Source organism: Kurthia sibirica, from assembly GCF_003143975.1.
Taxonomy (GTDB): Bacteria; Bacillota; Bacilli; order Bacillales_A; family Planococcaceae; genus Kurthia; species Kurthia sibirica.
On the sequence record NZ_QFVR01000002.1, the window covers coordinates 157,751 to 177,449 of the forward strand.

Consider the following 19,699-nt stretch of genomic DNA (forward strand, 5'->3'; position numbering starts at 1 on the left):
TAACATGTAATTTTAAAGTACATTCGGAATACGAAAACAAAGTAGTTTATGACAAATAATTTTTCTTCTACTAAAAGAACTAATCGCTGTGTTTATCGAGCATTCAAACGGGCATATTGATTGTATATTAAAAGAATTAACTAATTTTAATTTTTTATCATTTTAAATATTAATTTTTTCTTCCGTATATTTTTCTAATTTTTTATACTGACCAAATAATTTCCCAAGTCCAATGATAATGGAAAACAGACGACGTTGTGAGCTAATAGATTTACCTGCAATATACGTATTTTGCAATTTTAAAATGGCGATTAAATGGAATATATTTTTAGGTGTGCCATCATTTTTTGTTAAATTATCATCCATTAAACCGTAATGAATGCGTACGGACTCCTCAAATTGTGAAGGGGGTGTTAATGTAACATTAAATACTACTTGGTCAGACGAATTATTCGTAAATGTATGATCCGTTCCGATTGGTGCCGTGATCGACTGACCAGCGGTTAGTTGATGCTCTATTTTTCCGACTGTTACGGTTAAAACACCAGATAATACCATGAATTCTTCCACGAATTCATCATGAACATGCAAAGGGGGTCCATCACCGTTTGGTGGTAGCGATACTTCGATTAATAAGTACGCTCCATTTGTATCTTTTGCTGTTTCTACAAAAGTAATTTGTTCTTTTGTATATTTATGTTGAACGCTACGTTTTAGCATTTCTACTCACCTCTACATACTATTCTAGAGTAGTATTTACGATTCGTATAGATAATTTTTACGCTTAATTTGCTATCTTTAAAGCTATATTACGTTACTTTTTAGATTTCACAGTAAAAATTGCTGTTATAAAGCAACTTTTACTATTTAAAATAGTCCTAATAAATAGAGTTAAGGGGGTTTACATTATGGCTAGTTTTATTGCAGTAGGTATTGCCATATTACTATTTATTTTACTATTTAAAGTATTTTTCAAAATCATCTTTAAACTTTTTATATTACTATTAATTGCAGTACCACTATATTTTTACTTACTCAAACCACTATGGTTCAACTATGGCTATTTATTAGATCAGTAAAAACACTTTTTTAATTACTCATATCTTTATAATAAAAAGAGTGTTTTTCCGTATTTTTTTACCTATCGTTAAGTAAAAAACGATTTGATACGATTAAAATCTCAAAGTCTGTTACAATCAATTACAACCTTTTACAACAAGGAGGAAACCTTATTGAATCAACAGTGGACTGCCTTTAATCAAATTTCAAAAATGCTGGATACTAATCAATCGATTGAATTAAATGTACATAAAATAATCGAAATCATCGTCGACAGTATTCCACAAGCAGATGCTGGATTTTTCTTATTGTGGAAAGATGACTTACAGTGCTTAACTATTGATGCTGCTGTTAATTTTCAACAACAACATTATATGAATACACGTTTAAAGCAGAATGAAGGTATAAGCGGTAAAGTTTATACTAGTGGTCAAGGTGTTATGTTAAATAGCGCAGCTGAAATTGATTACTTAATGGGCAATATGCGTAAACCAAATAAAAAATATTATTTAGATTCGTTCGTCCATTATGGTGAACCAAAAAACTGTATTTCTGTACCAATTGAGTACAATGAAGAACGTTTTGGTGTTTTTACTGTGGATAACTTTTTAAATGACGGCGATTTTTCTATGGATGATTTTAACTTCCTCCAAGCGATTGCTTTTCAAGTGGCGATTGCTATTCGTTTATCTTGTGATATTCAAAAAAGCCAACAACGCACACGTGATTTAGAAAATAGTATTACCATCCATCAAAAATTAAACCAACATATATTAGAAGGTCATTCGATTGAACAACTCATTCTTTATTTAGATACCCTTACAAATGACCCCTATTTTTTATTAAATGCTGTTGGGAACTTGGAGTTTTCTTCTAGAAATTTTGATAGGGCACTCAATTTTATTTCTTCATTAATAGATGCAAATTTCCATGAAAATTGGAAAAACCAACAATATATATCTATTTATGATGGTCAAAATTGCTATTTACATATTTTCAGAGTGTCATCTTCTGTATATATCAGCGGGTTTTTAGTTATTAAAACCAATAAACCACATCTACCTCTTATGACACAATTAACGATTACCCATGCTGCATCCATTATTGCTATGGCACAGATGAAGCAGCGAAATTCCTTCGAGCGTGAACTACAAAAGAGACAGTCTTTGCTAGCACTACTAACAGATTATAATCAATCGATTGAACTTCGAACTCTTTGTACTTATTATTTTGAAACGGATCGTTTTTTATCCATCATGACAATTGAACATCATTTTTTAATTTCCAGTGATTTTACTTCACTGTTGAATTTTGAAAAAAGATTGAATGACACATTGTCACATACTAAAATTATTTTAATCCCGACTAAAAATAGAATTTACTGTATTATAGGCAGCACAACCAAACAAAATAGTACCGTACAAAATGTCATTAATAATTTTTTACCTGAGTGTCGATTTTTTACCGGTCGTTCGGTAAAATCATTTGATAATTTGTATCTTTCTTATATGGATATTGAATTTATTTTATTTATAAATAAAATAGACAATAAAATTTCATACACTTCCTTTAAAGATTTAGGTGTTTTTCGATACTTATTACAGCTATCTGATGATGAAAAAATAATTTTTGTAGAAGATGAGTTAGCTTTATTAATGAAAGAAAAAAATAGCCGTGAACTTCTCGATACTTTATTAACTTATTTTGAGCATAAAAAAAATGCTGCATTAACAGCTCAATATTTACATTTACATATTAATTCAATTTATTATCGTCTCACTCAAATTGAGACCCTTCTACAAATTGATTTGGCCGATTTTCAAAATAATATTAATTTATACAGTGCATTATTTTTAGAAAAATATGTATACCATAAGAAAAAACAGCTACATGTAATACAGTAAAAAAGTATGAGAGCCTTCTTCAAAGAGAAGAGGGCTCCCATACTTTTTTACTTTGTGTGAACCGTTTCTTTCACAGATAGAAATTGTAACGCTGCAGCACCTAATGTATTGGCAGCTGTTAACATCGCTCGCTCATCTATATCAAATTTGGGATGATGATGTGGATAAACTTCTGTCCACTGTGGATTTTTTGCACCTGTGAAGAAAAATGCACCTGGTACTTTTTCTAAATAGTATGCAAAATCCTCTCCCCCCATAGTTGGTTCACAAATGATTGCATTGGTAATACCCGGCACATCTTGTGCAAGTTTATAAATAGCATCGGCATGTTGTTGATGATTGACCACTGGTGGATAACCACGAATATAGTCGTATGTGTATGTCGCTCCATAGAAATCACAAGCTGCGCGTAAAACAGCTTCAATATCTGCTTCGATTAAATCACGTGTTTGTGCATCAAACATTCTTGATGTGCCTTTAATATAAACAGAGTCTGCAATCACATTAAATGGATTCAGCGCTTCAAAATGTGCAATGGAAACTACAGCTGGTCTCAAAGGATTAATCCGACGTGATACAATTTGCTGTAAATTCGTAACAAATTGTGCCCCAATCAAAATCGAATCTTTCGTCAACTGTGGTTCCGAGCCATGTCCACCCTTGCCATTAATACGAATGTAAAAACCATCGGCGGCTGCCATAATAGGACCACCCGTCACCAATAGATTCCCAAGCGGTTCTGGCGCCCAGAGATGTGTGCCGTAAATAGCGTCAACGCCATCTAAACAACCATCTTCTATCATGGCGATCGCCCCACCTGGAGCAATTTCTTCTGCATGTTGATGGATGAAAATAATTGTTCCTTCAATATCTGCTTGTAACTGATTGAATACTTTTGCTAAAACAAGCAATGTCGCCGTATGACCATCATGCCCACAGGCGTGCATACGCCCCGGTATTTTTGATGCAAATGACAAATTTGTTTGCTCACTAATTGCTAACGCATCAAAATCTGCACGTAATGCAACAGTTTTACCTGGTTTTCCACCTTTTAGTGTTGCAACAACACCTCTACCACCAACATTCTTTCTTACTTCATGCCCTAATGCTTCATGGTATTCTGTGATGAACTTTGGTGTTTCTACTTCCTCGTGAGATAATTCAGGATTTTCGTGTAAATACCTTCTTAAATCGACCATTTCATCAAAATGTTGCTGTAGTAATGTGTATAATTCCATATTTTCTTCCCCCTTTATTTAAGATAGATAGAATCTCCTGGACCCAGTGGTAGACCAAATAAGAACCAAATACCAAATAGTACAATCCATCCGACTGCAAAAACGATGGAATATGGTAGTAATGCTGAAATAAGTGTCCCGATTCCAATATTTTTGTCATAACGTCTCGCAAAAGCCAGTAAAATAGCGAAGTATGCAAGCATTGGTGTAATTGGATTTGTAATTGAATCACCTACGCGATATGCTGCTTGCGTTAGTGCTGGTGAATAGTTCAAATACATGAACATTGGCACAAATATTGGCGCTAACAACGCCCATTTTGCTGATGCGCTGGCAATTAATAAATTGACCATCGCACATATAATGATAAAACCAATAACCATCGGTAATCCCGTGAAATTTAATGCCTGTAACAACTCTGCCCCTTTGATCGCCATTATTGAGCCGATATTACTCCAATTGAAGTACGCAATCATCTGCGCTGCCACAAATGCTAAAACAATAAATGGTGCCATGTCTGCAATAGATTTGAACAGTTTTTCGGCAACATCTTTATCACTTTTTAAGCCCTTAGTCGTAATACCATATGCTAAAGCTGGTAATAGGAAGAAAAATAACATTATCGGTACAATCCCTGACATAAATGGTGAAGATAAGAAACCACCTGTTTCAGGATCTCGTAGCAAACCATTTTCTGGTACAACCGCTATTAATAATAAAATAATATAAATGGTTGTCACGACACCAGCCCATTTTAATCCTTTTTTCTCACTCTCCGTAATTGTTTCTAATTTTTCTAACTTACCTGTATATGAGCCAAAACGTGGTTCCGTGAATTTTTTAGCAACCCATGTACCTAAAATCATCAACATAAATGTTGATACGATTAGGAAATAATAGTTCATCGTCGCTCGTCCTGTATATGATGGATCGACAATTACCGCCGCTGAATCTGTAATTCCTAATAATAAAACATCCAATGAGCTGATTAATAGATTGGCGCTGAAACCACCAGCAATCGCTGCATATGTAACAATCAATCCAACGAGTGGATTTCTACCTAAACTCATAAAAATAAGTGCGGCAATTGGAGGTAAAACGATAAATGCAGCATCTGCTGCTACATTTCCTACTAAGCCTGTCAAAATGATAACGGGTATAACTAATTTTTGTGGTGCACTCATCACTGTTTTTTTCATCAATGCCGATATTAAACCGGTTTGCTCTGCTAGACCAATGCCTAACATAGACACGACTACCATGCCAAGCGGTGGAAATGATGTAAAGTTCGTTAACATTTCTGTTAATATGCGAATAATACCATCTTGGTTAAGTAAATTAACTACTTCAATTTTTTCAGCAGTCCCTGGTCTAACCGCTGAAATACCAATTAAAGACATTAACCATGATAGTAGTAAAATCAACGCAGCCATAAGAACGAATAATGTAATTGGATCTGGTAATTTATTTCCTGCTTTTTCGATAAAATCTAAAAATCGATCTGTTAATTTTTTCTTGCCCGGTATTTCTAGCTGATTCATACTCATTGCAGCAACCCCTTTGTCTGAATTTTCTTTAAATTATATAGGAGAAAAATCCAATAACCTATAGAGAAAATTCTAATTATGACGTGGGATCTTTAGATAAAATTCTAATTTTTAATCTTTACATAGTAAAAATGAATGTAAACATTATATTTTTTCTAAAAAAAGAATTTTATCTATCAATAACAATATACTCATAAAATGGAATTTCAAATTCTTCCACTACCATAATATGTTTTTCACAAATGCGAATTTCCTCATAATATTCAATTTTGGTCGCCTCGGTTAACCAAATCTCCCCAGTATATGCAACATCTGCAACTTGTTCAAGTGTAGGTTGTATAAATTTTTCAGCATCACATACGTAAATATACATATGCTGTCCTTTTTCAAGTGGATATAATGCACTTAAACAACCAATAATAGATGACGATACACATATTCGTGCTTTTTTATCATCTTCCGTTACAAGGCGACGTGAAGGTATTCGCGGATAGATGACCGATTCAGCAATATGTGGATTGTTACTAACATGATAAAAACGCATAAAAAAATCTCCTTTTTTAAAATTATGTATTATGCTGATTATACAATTTTTTACATAGAAAAACAGAGATTAGTTTGATTAACTAATCTCTGTTACAGTTATTTAAGTTACTTTTTTCTTCTATAAATCAATACAGCTGCTAATGCAATTAATAATAAACCAGCTACCACGCCTACTATTGTTCGCCCTGTTCCCGTTTGTGGGAGCATTCCTTTTAACTTGCTTGTGAATGTAGCCGGTTCTTCTTTATCTACAGTTGGTTTAGTAATTGGTGATGTCAGCAGATCTGTTTTAATTGGATCATCTAACATATTTGATGTCGTCAAATTACGTGTAAGTGGATTGCCTGCTTCTTTAGGTGTTGTAAATAATGTCTTCATAGGATTCGATGGTATGTTTGGATTTATCGAATCTACCGGAGTTACCGGGTCTGTTGGGTCTGTTGGGTCTGTTGGGTCTGTTGGGTCTGTTGGGTCTACTGGTGGTATCCTAGGTTCAACTTTATGTGTATTTGTAATAATTGTATGACCATTAATCGTAAATTCCTTGTATTCATATCCTTTTGGAACATTTAATTCTTTTGTATAGTAGTCAATTTTCTTTCCTTTTTTTAGATTATCTAAATTATCCCAAATCATTTTCCACTCATTTTTGCTGGAAAGCACAACTGGATCACCTTGTTTTTCTCCATCTGCATATAGTTGTACTTCAATACTTTCAGGACGTATTAAATCTGCATCATTTTCGTCCATCCATACTTTCTCAACAGAGAGATATGTTTTTCCTGGTGTATAACTATTTTTTAGATTATAGCCATCCATTTTAAGTGTATAATCTGAAATTTTATTTTCTGAAATGGAATAATTAATTTCAATGCCATTTTTAAATTTGGGTAAATTTTTAAAACTATAGGACCAGTCATCACTTTCTTTTACTTCTTTTGTGTCTAAAATTTTACCATCAGCTACTAAATTTACTATTATTTTATCTGGACGTTTTCCATCATTATTATCTTTGTCGTCCCATGTTTTACTTCCTGTCACATCTATTTTTTCTGGTATATGTTTATTCTTAATTATTATATTTCCGTTGTCTACTTCAATAGAAGAATCATATCCAAACAATATATTTTCCTCTTTTACTGTATAACTAATGTCCTTATTATTTTTTTTCAATAATAAATCATGCCAATTGTATGTCCACTTATTATCTTCATTCAACTCGATCACATTTCCTGACTTTACACCATCAGCATATAATTGCACTTGAATCGCTGACGTACGCAAATTATCTTGGTTTGCGTAATCATCCCAGTTTTTTGTTACACTTAAGCTTCTTTTATCTGGTGCATAACTATTTTTGATATCAAAGCCATCAATCATTGTAATATAGCCCTCTATACGATCTTCTGTGACCGTATAATTTATTTTTTCCCCTTTATCTGTTAGTGGGACATCGATAAATTCATATTGCCATAGTTCTTTATCAGATATTGTTTTCGATTGGACTACTACACCATTCGCTAATAGATTTATCTTTACAGACGATGGACGCATATTATCGGCATTATCTTTGTCATCCCATGTTTTTGTACCTGATATGGTCGTTAATGCTACTTTCGGTGAATTTGTAATTACATGGACACCATCTTCAATAGTTTTATTATTCAAATGCCATCCATTTTCTTCGTACCAAGTATTCCACTCTACACCATCTTCAACAGCAATACTTGAACTATAATAATTTCCAGGTATATCAACTTCCTTTACTTCATATTTAATCTTCTTCCCCTCTTTTTTTTCATCTAAATTTTCCCATTCATGATTCCAATTGTTGTAGCCGTCCAATTCGACTTCTTCACCAACTTTTTCTCCATCTCCATAGAGTTGTACCTTGACACTTTCTGGTCTTTTTTGAGCAATATTATCTTGATCATCCCATTTTTTCAACACTTTGAAACTAGTAACTGATTTTGATTCTATTTTCTTATTAAAAACATCAATTTCTTTTTCCTTTTTTTCAGTTCCGACAAATGTTACTATCCCATCTGTCACACTGAATGTCGGGTTACCTTCATAATCATTAGGTGCTAATACTTCAACGACTTTGTATGTTCCTGCACCGAGTTTTTTAAATTCTACCTGTCCATTTTCATCTGTTTTTCTCGTATTTGATGGGGTATCTGTGGTATTGTAGTCAACAAATTCACCATTTTCGTCCTTTTTTTGTAATTTAAAAGATGCGTCTTTTAAAGTTTTTTTACTATCCGTATCTTTTTTTGTAATAATAAGGATCCCATCACCATTAATTGTTGCGCCACCATCCATCGAATCAAAATTGATTGTACTCGAGCGATCACTACTATTCGTATTTCCCCAATTCAATGTAGCTGTATTTTGGTATGCTTTTGTACCACCAACAATTTTTGAGTACACAGCAATATATACGCCTGGTACACCCGGTTGTTTATTTGTATCTAATATTTTTTTATAGGCCTCTTTTGTCAAATCTTTAATCTCATTCGTCGTATTATATTTATCAATTTTTTCATTAACATCTGCTAACTTTTTATTTGTAATCTTTGACCCTGGTAAATCCCCCAGTTTAAATATAAGTTTTGTTTGACCCGTATCTTCATCTTCATAAATACCAAAGGCTGGCGCGCCCGTTTTTTCACTTTTAATTCTAGTTTTGAAATCTTCCCATGTTTCTGTAGTGGTATTTTTCACTTCATAGGATTGAGTTGAAAATGTATCCAAACTTACAATACTCTTCGACATTTTCCCATTTTCTGTAGCTATAAAAATAGGTGACATAACATCAAATTTCAACATTTCAATACCCAATGGTAATTCATCTATAAAATAGACATCTGATTTTACTGTACTTTTTTTACCCTCATTGAATTCATCAATATAGTCTTCATAGTTTATTTGAATAAACCAATTTACTAAATTGGTGTTTGCTGTAGACCAAAAACTCTTTGTAATCACGCCATTTTTAGTATTCTCATAGGCCGTAGGTGGTATTTCTGGACTTGGATTAATAATAATTGACGGAATTAATTCATTACCAACAGTAACTTCTTCATCTTTATCTTTCACCTCAGATGCATAGCCAATTAATTCAAAAAAGCCATCTTTTAAACTCGTTTGTTTTGCCCCATCTGCATTAAATACAAAACGAATCTTTGCAGGTGTATTGTTGGATTCTGCTATAACCATCATTTGACCAATAACAATTTTCGTACCTGCAGCATTTTCTGCTACAACATCTTTATTTTCTAGCAGAGGCGTAAATCTAAAAAATTTACTTGGTAAGTTAATATCGAAATAATCACCATCTTTAATATTTAAATCCTTAAGATTTAATATTTCCCAACCTACATGAAATTTAACTTTACTATCTAGGCTGATTTCGTCACCATCAGCTAAATCGACCCAGTCATTAGCAATCATTCTCATTACTTTTACTTGCTTAATGTCTACATCTTGAGAAACTTCCATTGCGCCAGCTTTAGCCGGCGCATTACTTTTCACTGCTATAGCTTTTTCTTCTTCCAATTTCCATGATGAGGTATTATGATCATTTTCTCTATTAGAGTCAGCTATACCACCTTCTCCTGGTATCTCTGCTTTTGCTTCATTTTCTCCATTAGGAAAGTCAATAAATGGAGTAACTAACATATTTAATGAAAATAGTATAGAAAGTAGTATAGTTAATATTTTTTTGTTATATTTATACATTTCATACCTCCATTCAATGATTTATACTAAAATTACCCGTGTAAGTTTGTTTGAAACTACCTATTTTTTATTTATAAGGAAATAAAACGCATCTTAAATATTATTTTTTTATAATGCCCTGTGTATATTTTGTCATTAAAAATCATGACTTTCAGCATGTTTCTACTATTTAAATAATAGAATGCCTCTAATTAATTAAGAGGAACTGGCGCTAGTTCCTACTTCAAATAATTGTTCTTTACTAGTTGTTTCACGTGGAACAATTTGGAAAAAACCCCCCCTTATCGCTATATTAAAGTGATAAGGGGGGTGTTTTTATAGTTTTTTTCTCATGCTTAATTGATTCATCGCTGGAATACAAAGCGGTAAAATAAGGACTGCATAAATGATTAAACCCGTAATGACTATTGTTGCTATTTGAATAAGAGACATCATGCCTGAAGGAATAAGTGCCGCAAATGTTCCTGCCAAAATAAAGATAGCACATAAAATCACACTACCAATTTGCGTCATTGCGGCATGCATAGCTGCCTCTTGCTGAAGCAATCGATTCTCTCTATAACGCATCATTAAAAAGATACTATAGTCGATACCTAATGCTAACAAAATAACGAATGAAAAGAAGGGACTCAGCCAACTTAAGCCTTCAAAACCAAATACTGACGTATAAAGCCAGCCATTGATTGTCATCGACAAGAAATAAGTGAGGACAAGTGATAACACCAAGTATAGTGGCATTATATATTCTTTAAAAACGAGTGCTAAAACGAGAAAAATACCGATCATCATAATAATCGCTGTCTTCATAACATCTTCTTTTGATAATTTTGCTAATTCGACATTTTGACTCGTAACACCGCCAATTTCGATCTGAGCATTTTCAAGTTTGGTATTTTTTGTCGCTTGTTGCAACAGATTTGTTAGTGATCGTATATCATCCATCGCCTCGAGTGAGTAGGGGTGCGCTTTTAATATAATATCCATGCGCATTATTTTACCGTCTACAGACATATACTGCGCTAAAATTCCTTTGAATTCTTTACTGTCTAACACATGGGGAGGAATATTAAAAGCTTCTTTATCTGCCTTGGCAAGATCACTCAAATAAGTTCGTGCATCTGCCATTCCCCCCGACACTTTAGTTAGCCCTGTCACACTGGATTGTAAACCCTGTGACAAATTTGTCATTTGACGATTTAATACTTCAAAGCCAACCAATACAGTCGTTTGACCTTCATTGATTGCTGATAAACCACCCGATAATTTTGGTAATTGTTGTAAAATCTGTTGTTGTCCTGTTGATAGTTTTTGTAAGCCAGCCATTTGATTTTTTGTGGCAATCATAAGCTGCTGTAAGCCGTCCGTAATCAACTCTTGTTTTTTCAACGCTGCTGAATAATTAGAATTAGCCTGTCCAATCGCTTTTTGAAGTTGAAGAAGTCCCGTATTTAACTGTTCTACATTTTCAACAACTGTTGGCATTTGCTGTCTAGCAGCTAAAAAAGCCTCTTTTAATTCTATATATTTTTTATCGCCTCGCAGTGTTGGGTGCTTCATTTCTAATAAACGAAAAGCAGTCGGTGACATATATTGCATTTGCGTACTTAAAATTATTACAGAATCCGTCATTTGTTCATAGTTTGATGTCACCGTTTGTAAAGCCGTTGCGCCTTCTTTATAGCCAGCTAGTAATTGTTGGTGTGCATTTTGTAACTTTATCGCTCCAGCATATATTTTTTCTAAAGCGACTGTCATTTGTTCCGTACTACTTTTTCCTTCATGCATGGCAGTTTGAATTCCTTCTAGACTGTTACTCAAAGTACCTACTCCATTTTGTAATTCCTCTGTTCCTATAAGTAATTTCTCAATACCTGACGTAGCTTCTGTCATGGAAGGTTGTGTATTTTTTATCGTGTCATTTGCTGTGGCCAAGCCATTTTGAATTGTAGTGAGTCCCTTTTGTCCACTTTGTAATCCTTCATTAAGTAAGGCTGCTTGTTTATGAATGTACAATGCTTGAATCGGTAAACCCATTGGTCTTGTTAAAGAACGAACTTCTTCTATTCCCTTATCTTTTTGTAGTGTTACAGCTATTTTTTCAATCAATGTATAATAATCTGCTGTTGTCATTACATCATCATTTTTTATATAAATAGTCGTTGGTAACACTTCACCCGCATTAAATGACTGTGAAATGATGTCAAAGGTTTTAATCGGTTCACTTTTTTGCTGCATTTCATTCAAAGAATTATAAGATACTTGATCGTTATACAGTAAAAGAGCTGGAATGATAAAAGTCGCTAATAAAAGAAGTGTTCGAAGTGGTTTCGTTGTAGAAAACCGCCCTAAAAAATGCCAAAAACGACTTGGTGCTGGTGATTGTACTTTTTTTACTGGATAAAATATTTTTTGACCTAAAATGAGGAGGACTGCTGGTAGCAACATCCAAATTATAAAAAGAAGTACTGCGACGCCAACTGATACGGCAACAGCAGATTGATACAATTTAAAAGAGGATGCTCCTATTGCCGCAAAACCAACCATAACCGTTATTGCGCTAAATAAAATTGTTTTACCCGCTGTTTTAAAAGTGGTTCGTACAGTCACTTCTAATGTGTGACCATGCGCCAATTCTTCCTTAAAGCGACTCAACAATAAAATACAATAATCCGTACCAATACCAAATAATACGACGACTAAAAATAGCTGTGTATAGCTTGATAATGGAAAATTAAAATAATACGCTAAAATAGCAATTATTTGTGATGACATAAAATAGGCAATTCCGATGATCACAAGTGGAATAATAGCTGTTACAATCGAACGGAAAATAATAAGCAAGACGATAATAATGAACAATATAGTGAACATCTCGGTCTTCTTCAACCCTTGTTGTGCATTGTCATTAATTGCGTCATTGACCATCCATTCTGCTGTAAACATTGGTTTTAAAGCGAGATTATTCGTCGCTTCTTGCAATTGTTTTAGTTGTATCTTTAATTCTTTTTTATCATTCGGTTGCCAAGTCGATTGCAAAAGCATCATCTCTGTTTGACCATTTTTCGCGACAAGTTGCTGACGATAATTTTCATCACGACTCGTATGAAGTGCTGAAATATGCCATTCTTTTTTATTGGCTAACAATAATTTTTCAGCTTGTGAAATCGCTTGATGTTGCTTTTTATCCAAACCTTTTTCATCATGAAACACTAGAATCATAGAACCTTTTCTATCTCGTCCTAACTGTTCATCAAACTGTTGTTGCAACTGTTTAGCTTGCTGAGAAGTTGCACGATCTGGTACTGTTATTTGACCTTTTTGTTGTACTAAGCTACTTAAATTCGGCGCCACTATATAAAGCCCTATTAGCATCGCTAATAGAGCAATAATAGTCGTCCATTTTGAGCGTAAGATGGTAATCATATTGTCCCCCTGCATTTTTTTCATTACCTTTAAGTTTAAAGCAATAAAAAAACGATACAAAAGGCTATGTACATATGAGAAAAGACCCGACAATTTTATAATAAATTCCTTTTAGTTATATTTTATCCCATGCATAAACATCAATTGTATTGCCTTCTCCATACTCGGTAGCATGAAAAGAATCTATTTTTTTAGCACCTAGTTTTTCATAAAAAAGATGGCTTGAATTACCTGTTAAAACTTTTACGATACAGCTCGTCATCCCCTGCTGTTTAAACTTTTCAAAAAGTTCTCCTACTAATTGTCTACCATACCCTTGTCTTTGTTGTTCGGCGTACAAATAAAGGCATGTCATATCAGCTTCATAATGCATATATACGTCATCTTCTACTTTTTGACCATCTGCAAAACCGATAATGCCATTATTATTTTCCAATACAATAATCGTTTTATATGGATTTTCAATATGTTGCTGCCACTGACTAATGCGTTGTTCCAATCTTAATTCATTTAAAATTTCATCTGCAATTATGCCTCGATACGTTGATTTCCAACTAGCGATATGTACTTGTGCAATACCAAATGCATCTTCAATGATTGCCTGTCGAATTTTCACGATGACGCCACCTTTTTTTATATTTCTCTCTATTATAATTGTTTTTTTATGGAAGTAAAAGTATCTTTTTACATAATTTTTACCAAATAACATAACTGAATAATTCTTTTTTAGACAACCAATATGTATTAGTGACTAAGTAATAGGATACCTTCAACAATCACAGTCCTTCTATAAATTTCGTGAATCGGATCAAAAAAATCTTGCTCCTATATTTTGCAAATAAAAAACCTTTCGAAAACGTTAAACTAGTTTTCGAAAGGGAAATTTAAATGAAATTTTTCAGATTGAATTGTTTATTTGCTTGCTGTTCATCTAATAATTGTTGTTGAATGACAACTTCTTTAATAGTCATATTCTTTTTCAAAGCAAGTGTCGTCAATTCTAATGCTTTTACATAACCAAATTGTTTTGTTAAGACCGCACTGAGCGCTGCACTTTTTGAAGCGTGCTGCTCATTGCGCTCTGCATGAATAACGATATGATTTAAACATTTATCGATGAATAAGGGAATGGCATTGCTTAATAATTCAAAGCTCTCAAATAAATTTTTTGTTATAATCATTTCCCAAACATTTAACTCAAGTTCTCCACGTTCTGCTGCAAGCGATATCGCTGTATCTTTGCCAAAAATATCAAAGGAAATTTGCATCATCATTTCAGGGATACAAGGGTTGACCTTACCTGGCATGATGGAGGAGCCCGGTTGAACAGCTGGAAGACTTATTTCCGTTATGCCACTTGTCGGTCCAGAAGATAAAAAACGCAAGTCACTGGACCATTTAGAAAATGCTGAAGCACAATTTTTTAAAATTGTTGATACATTCACATAAAAATCGGCATGTTGTAGCGCGTCAAAATAATTTGGGGCACAACGAATTGGCAAGGCCATATTTTTGCTGATTTCTGAGTAAAAATTAGACGTATAGACGGCACTAGCACCAATGGATGTTCCGACTGCTGTTGCACCAACGACTAATTCTAACGACTCATTTTGTATGCATCGTAGCTTTTCAATTTGACGTATAACAAATACCTTTTGTCCAGAATAGCCTTGACCAAATGTAATAGGAACTGCATCTTGTAAACAAGTACGTCCTAATTTTACTGTTTGAGCATGCTCTTTTTCCAAGTTAGTGAATACAACTACTAGTTTTTCTAACTGTGTAATCAAAGCTTCACTATATGTGTGAATACTCAAATGAATGGCACTTGGAAACACATCATTTGTTGATTGTGACATATTAATATGGGTGTTTGGATGAATTTTCTCGTGTAATGATTGTCGATTCGCTCGATAACTTAACACTTCATTTATATTCATATTAACGGATACACCGCCACCGGCGTTATATAGATCAATTGGAAATTGATCGTAGGTTTGCTGTGTTAAAAGTTCATCACAAGCCGTCACAATCGCCTGACAATCATTGCTAGTTAATGAACCTGCTAAATAATTTGCGGTTGCTGCAGCTTTTTTTATCTGTACCATATTCATTATAAGAATCGGATAATCATTTAGTTTTTGATGACTAATTGAAAAATTTTGTAACGCACGAAAAGTTTGAATACCGTATTCAATATGATCTTCTAACTCTATTTCACCTATAAAATCTTTTTCTAGGCGCATTTTTTCACCTCAATTAATCGAAAGTAATAACTGTTCTACCAACATTTGAGCAATTATGATCGTGGAAAGCATCAAATGCTTCGTTAATTTCATCAATTGAAATCGTTTTAATTACTAATTCATCCAGCATGAATTTGTGATCTAAATACATCTGCGCAATTCGTGGGAAATCTCTAAATGGTGATGCATCCCCATAAAAACTACCACGCAATACTTTACCCAAACGATGGAAGCCACCAGCGGGAAGACTTAATTCTTTTGTTGGATTGAATGCTCCTACTACGACTACAGTTGCACCTTTACGTGCTGACAACCATGCTGTTTGAGCTGCAAAAGTGTTACCAGAGCAGTCGATTGCAAAGTGAACACCGGCATCATCAGTGATTGCTTGAATTTGCTCAACTGTATCTGGTGCACTGCAATTAACAACATGTGTAGCACCGAATTTTTTAGCAATCTCTAAATTTTCATCTTTAATATCACAAGCAATTATTTTTGAAGCACCGGCAATTTTAGCACCTTGAATAGCATTAATCCCTACGCCACCAATACCAAATACTGCAACTGTAGAACCTGCTGTTACGCCTGCTGCATTTACTGCTGCACTGTAGCCTGTTGAGACACCACAACCGATTAATGATGCTTGAGCGAATGGCATTTCATCTGGAATTTTAATACAAGACATTGCTGGAACTACTGCATATTCTGCGAATGTTGACAGCAATGAACTGTGATAAATTTTACCGTTTTCATCTGATAAACGTGTTGTTCCATCTAATAATGTACCTGCAAACATTGGGCCAAATGCATCTTCACAAAGATGAACTTTACCTTCCGCACAGTAAGCACACTGGCCACAATATGGAGCCCAGCTAAGAACGACACGATCACCCGGCTTCACATGTTTTATACTACTACCAACTGAATGCACAATTCCTGCACCTTCATGTCCAAGTACTGTTGGAAGTGGTGTTGTCGCATCTTCTAAAGAATTTAAATCACTGTGACACACGCCAGTTGCTTTTATTTGTACTAATACTTCATCATGTTTTGGTTCGCTTAAATTGATGTCCTCGATTGATAATTTCCCACCTGTTGTTCTCATCACTGCTGCTTTAATTTTCATCATTAGTAAAGACTCCCTTGTTATTAGTATGCGAACCAAATTGCACGTTTTTTAGTGAATGCTGCTAGCGAGTGGATTGCGTATTCTTTGCCCCAACCACTTTGTTTTACGCCGCCAAATGGGCTTGCAAAATCATAGCAGCCATATTTATTTACAAAAACCATGCCTGCTTCGAGTTGATTTGCAACACGATGTGCACGCGACATATCAGCTGTCCATAGACCTGCACCAAGACCATAAATTGTATCATTTGCTTGGGCAATAACTTCCTCTTCCGTTTCAAAAGGAATTACACATAGTACAGGGCCAAAAATTTCTTCTTGAGCGATTTTCATATCATTTGTAACATCTGCCATAATTGTTGGGCGTACGAAACAGCCATGGACATTTTCGCCTTCTATATCACGATATCCACCTGCTGCTACTCGAGCACCTTGTTCAATACCACTCTCGATATAGCCTAAAATTGATTCCATATGCTCGGTAGAGATTTGTGCACCTTGATCAGAAGAAGGGTCGAAGGGATCCCCTAATTTATAAGCATCTGCAAATGCAGCCATTTTCTCTACTACTTCGTTATAAATTGATTTCTCAACGAATAAGCGAGTTGGAGATGAACATTTTTCTGCTTTATGTGTAAATAGTGCATAGAATGATTTTTCAATTGCTTCATCTCGTTTTGCATAATCTGCAAATAAAATATTAGGTGATTTACCACCTAATTCAAGTGTTACCGGCTTTAAATTACTGTCGGCAGAGTCACGTACTAATTGTTTCCCCACATTTGTACTACCTGTGAATGATAATTTGTCTACACCTGCGTGCGTACTCATATGCGAACCTAATTTTGATTTTCCTAAAATTAAATTAATCGTTCCCGCTGGTAAAATATTTGCTTCTGCAATAATTTCAAATAAACGAATTGCAGAGAATGATGTCTTATTTGAAGGTTTTAATAATAGTGTATTCCCCATCGATAAGGCTGGTGCCATTTTTAGACATGCCATTTGCAATGGGAAATTGAACGGTACAATTTGAGCACATACACCAATTGGGTCCACTGTTGTGACGCTTAAAAAATCGCCATTTACAGGGTTATTTTCTGCATAATACTTATCTGTCCAACCTGCATAGTATTCAAATAACTCTGCACATTCTTGCACATCATCATTGTATGCTTCCGAATATAACTTACCGTTATCAAGCGCTTCTAAAGTTGCTAGTTCTGCTTGATGCTCATAGATTAACCCTGCAATTTGATGCATAATTTTTGCGCGTTGTTTTTTCGAAATAGTCTTCCAGTCAGAGTTTGTAAGTGCTTGGCGTGCAGATACAATTGCTGTATCCACATCATTTGTTGTTGCTTCATAATATGCCCCAACTACCGAACCATTTGCAGGGTTAATAGACGAGATAGTTGCTGGACCTGTAGTCAGCCATTCCCCGTTAATATAACTACCTTTTATATCTTTTAACCACTGTGCTGCCCATTGTAGTTTTGGTTGTTCAATCGTTTCAAAATTTGTCATTTTAAATCCCTCTTTTTCAATATATTTTTGTAGTATTCTTCTGCTGCGTGATAACCAAATTGCTCCTTCACGCTCACAATGCTTGGTATTAAACTTTCCGAATACTGCTTACATTGCTCACTATTTACTGAAATACCTTGGATACAATAATCATTTAATAGCGTAATCGCTCTTGTTAAGAGTTGAATGCTATCTAATAATTTAAAGACGGCATACCCTTCAAATACATTGAGGTTCAGTTCACCATTTTCTGATGAACGGTGGATTGAATAATTTAAGCCACCTACCTCAAAACAACATTGCATCACTGTTTCAGGAATAACTGGGTTGATTTTACCTGGGAAAAATGAGGATCCCTTAACAATCTGTGGTAAACGCAGTTCATTAAAACCTGTTTCAGGTCCAGATGATAATAATCGTAAATCTTTTGCTATTTTAATGAGTGCTTCTGCAACGATATTTAGTTGATCTGATACTTCAACATGAACATCAATATTTTGTGCCATATCAAATTTATTGGTTGTAGATGTTAATGGCATATTACTTACTGTTATTAAACTTTCTACGATGAGCGCTTGATAATTCTTCGAAGCTCCCTCACCATCTCCAATGACTGTTCCACCAATATTAATAGCTAAGAGTTGAGCGTAAACGCTTTCAAGACGATGATAGCGTCTTTGTAAAACCGCTGTGTAACCGGAGAAAAATTCGCCCATATCATTTTTACTCCCATCTTGAAGACAGGTTCTTGATATTGACGCGATTCCAGTAAACTCTTTTTCTTTTTGTTGAAATGATTCTACTAATTTTGCAAATTGCTGCTGGAATTTTGTAAGTTCTTCATAGACCGCCATATTACCGGCAGTTCGGCAAACATCTGCTGTTGACTGTGATAAATTCACATCGTTAATAGCATCAATTAAATCCTTTTTTGAATGCTCTTTATTGGCAAAATTCGCAATAACCTCATTGATATTCAAGTTAACTGCAATATTCCCTCCACCTTGCAAGGTTTCTACTGCAAATTGATCATTGTGCTTCGTCAATAATAATAAATCGCAGGTTTCAATGATCGTTTGAGCTTTTTTTTCATTTAAATCACCTGCTGCCCTATTGGCAATTGCTGCTGCTTTTTTAATGAAAAGCAGCATTTTTATATAGGTGGCATAACGATGTAATCGCCAGCCTCCTAGCTTGAAAATTCTGATATTTCTAGCGGAATGAATACCTAATAGTGAGTCTCTTTCAATCTGTTCCTCACCAATAACATCCTTTTCATAACGGTAGTTCATAAAATCCCCCAATCGCCCGTTCACATTATGAACAAATGGTTTCAT

General features: G+C 34.4%; 13 protein-coding genes. 2 read left to right on the forward strand and 11 right to left on the reverse strand.

Translation table 11 applies throughout. The annotated features are described in order from the left end of the window. Positions 1-162 precede the first annotated feature (162 nt). Positions 163-720: a cupin domain-containing protein gene (locus DEX24_RS02430; RefSeq protein WP_109304810.1), complete on the reverse strand. Its 558-nt coding sequence runs from the start codon at positions 718-720 to the stop codon at positions 163-165. Positions 721-908: 188 nt separating this feature from the next. On the opposite strand from DEX24_RS02430, the gene DEX24_RS17090 reads away from it, so the two are divergent. Together DEX24_RS17090 and DEX24_RS02435 are read left to right on the forward strand one after the other, a co-directional pair. Next, positions 909-1,079: a hypothetical protein gene (locus tag DEX24_RS17090; RefSeq protein ID WP_170112811.1), complete on the forward strand. Its 171-nt coding sequence runs from the start codon at positions 909-911 to the stop codon at positions 1,077-1,079. Positions 1,080-1,232: 153 nt separating this feature from the next. Beyond that, positions 1,233-2,963, forward strand: a complete 1,731-nt coding sequence (locus tag DEX24_RS02435; RefSeq protein ID WP_109304811.1) for a helix-turn-helix domain-containing protein — start codon at positions 1,233-1,235, stop codon at positions 2,961-2,963. Positions 2,964-3,010: 47 nt separating this feature from the next. On the opposite strand, the gene DEX24_RS02440 is transcribed toward DEX24_RS02435, so the two are convergent. The 10 genes from DEX24_RS02440 to DEX24_RS02485 all read right to left on the reverse strand — a co-directional run bounded on the left by DEX24_RS02440 (position 3,011) and on the right by DEX24_RS02485 (position 19,654). Further along, the gene (locus DEX24_RS02440; RefSeq protein ID WP_109304812.1) at positions 3,011-4,201 is read right to left on the reverse strand and encodes an amidohydrolase; all 1,191 of its coding nucleotides are present in this window, start codon (positions 4,199-4,201) and stop codon (positions 3,011-3,013) included. A 14-nt stretch (positions 4,202-4,215) separates the two neighbouring features. Further along, a complete protein-coding gene (locus tag DEX24_RS02445; RefSeq protein ID WP_109304881.1) occupies positions 4,216-5,742 on the reverse strand; it encodes an AbgT family transporter in 1,527 nt (508 codons plus the stop codon). 175 nt (positions 5,743-5,917) lie between these two features. Continuing rightward, positions 5,918-6,292 (reverse strand): hypothetical protein, encoded by a 375-nt coding sequence (locus DEX24_RS02450; RefSeq protein ID WP_109304813.1) that lies wholly within the window; start codon positions 6,290-6,292, stop codon positions 5,918-5,920. Positions 6,293-6,399: 107 nt separating this feature from the next. Continuing rightward, positions 6,400-10,038 (reverse strand): Cna B-type domain-containing protein, encoded by a 3,639-nt coding sequence (locus tag DEX24_RS02455; protein WP_109304814.1) that lies wholly within the window; start codon positions 10,036-10,038, stop codon positions 6,400-6,402. A 315-nt stretch (positions 10,039-10,353) separates the two neighbouring features. Continuing rightward, complete coding sequence (locus DEX24_RS02460) at positions 10,354-13,461, reverse strand: MMPL family transporter (protein ID WP_170112812.1); 3,108 nt, start codon at positions 13,459-13,461, stop codon at positions 10,354-10,356. Positions 13,462-13,576: 115 nt separating this feature from the next. Further along, on the reverse strand, positions 13,577-14,077 hold the full coding sequence (locus DEX24_RS02465) for a GNAT family N-acetyltransferase (RefSeq protein ID WP_170112813.1): 501 nt from the start codon (positions 14,075-14,077) through the stop codon (positions 13,577-13,579). A 268-nt stretch (positions 14,078-14,345) separates the two neighbouring features. Continuing rightward, positions 14,346-15,707: a lyase family protein gene (locus DEX24_RS02470; RefSeq protein ID WP_109304817.1), complete on the reverse strand. Its 1,362-nt coding sequence runs from the start codon at positions 15,705-15,707 to the stop codon at positions 14,346-14,348. 13 nt (positions 15,708-15,720) lie between these two features. Further along, positions 15,721-16,836 (reverse strand): Zn-dependent alcohol dehydrogenase, encoded by a 1,116-nt coding sequence (locus DEX24_RS02475; RefSeq protein WP_246131350.1) that lies wholly within the window; start codon positions 16,834-16,836, stop codon positions 15,721-15,723. Between the two features lie 20 nt (positions 16,837-16,856). Continuing rightward, positions 16,857-18,362: an aldehyde dehydrogenase family protein gene (locus tag DEX24_RS02480; RefSeq protein ID WP_109304818.1), complete on the reverse strand. Its 1,506-nt coding sequence runs from the start codon at positions 18,360-18,362 to the stop codon at positions 16,857-16,859. Next, entirely contained in the window at positions 18,359-19,654 is a 1,296-nt protein-coding gene (locus DEX24_RS02485; RefSeq protein ID WP_170112814.1) for a lyase family protein, read from the reverse strand. The genes DEX24_RS02480 and DEX24_RS02485 overlap by 4 nt, the downstream gene beginning before the upstream one ends. Positions 19,655-19,699 lie beyond the last annotated feature (45 nt).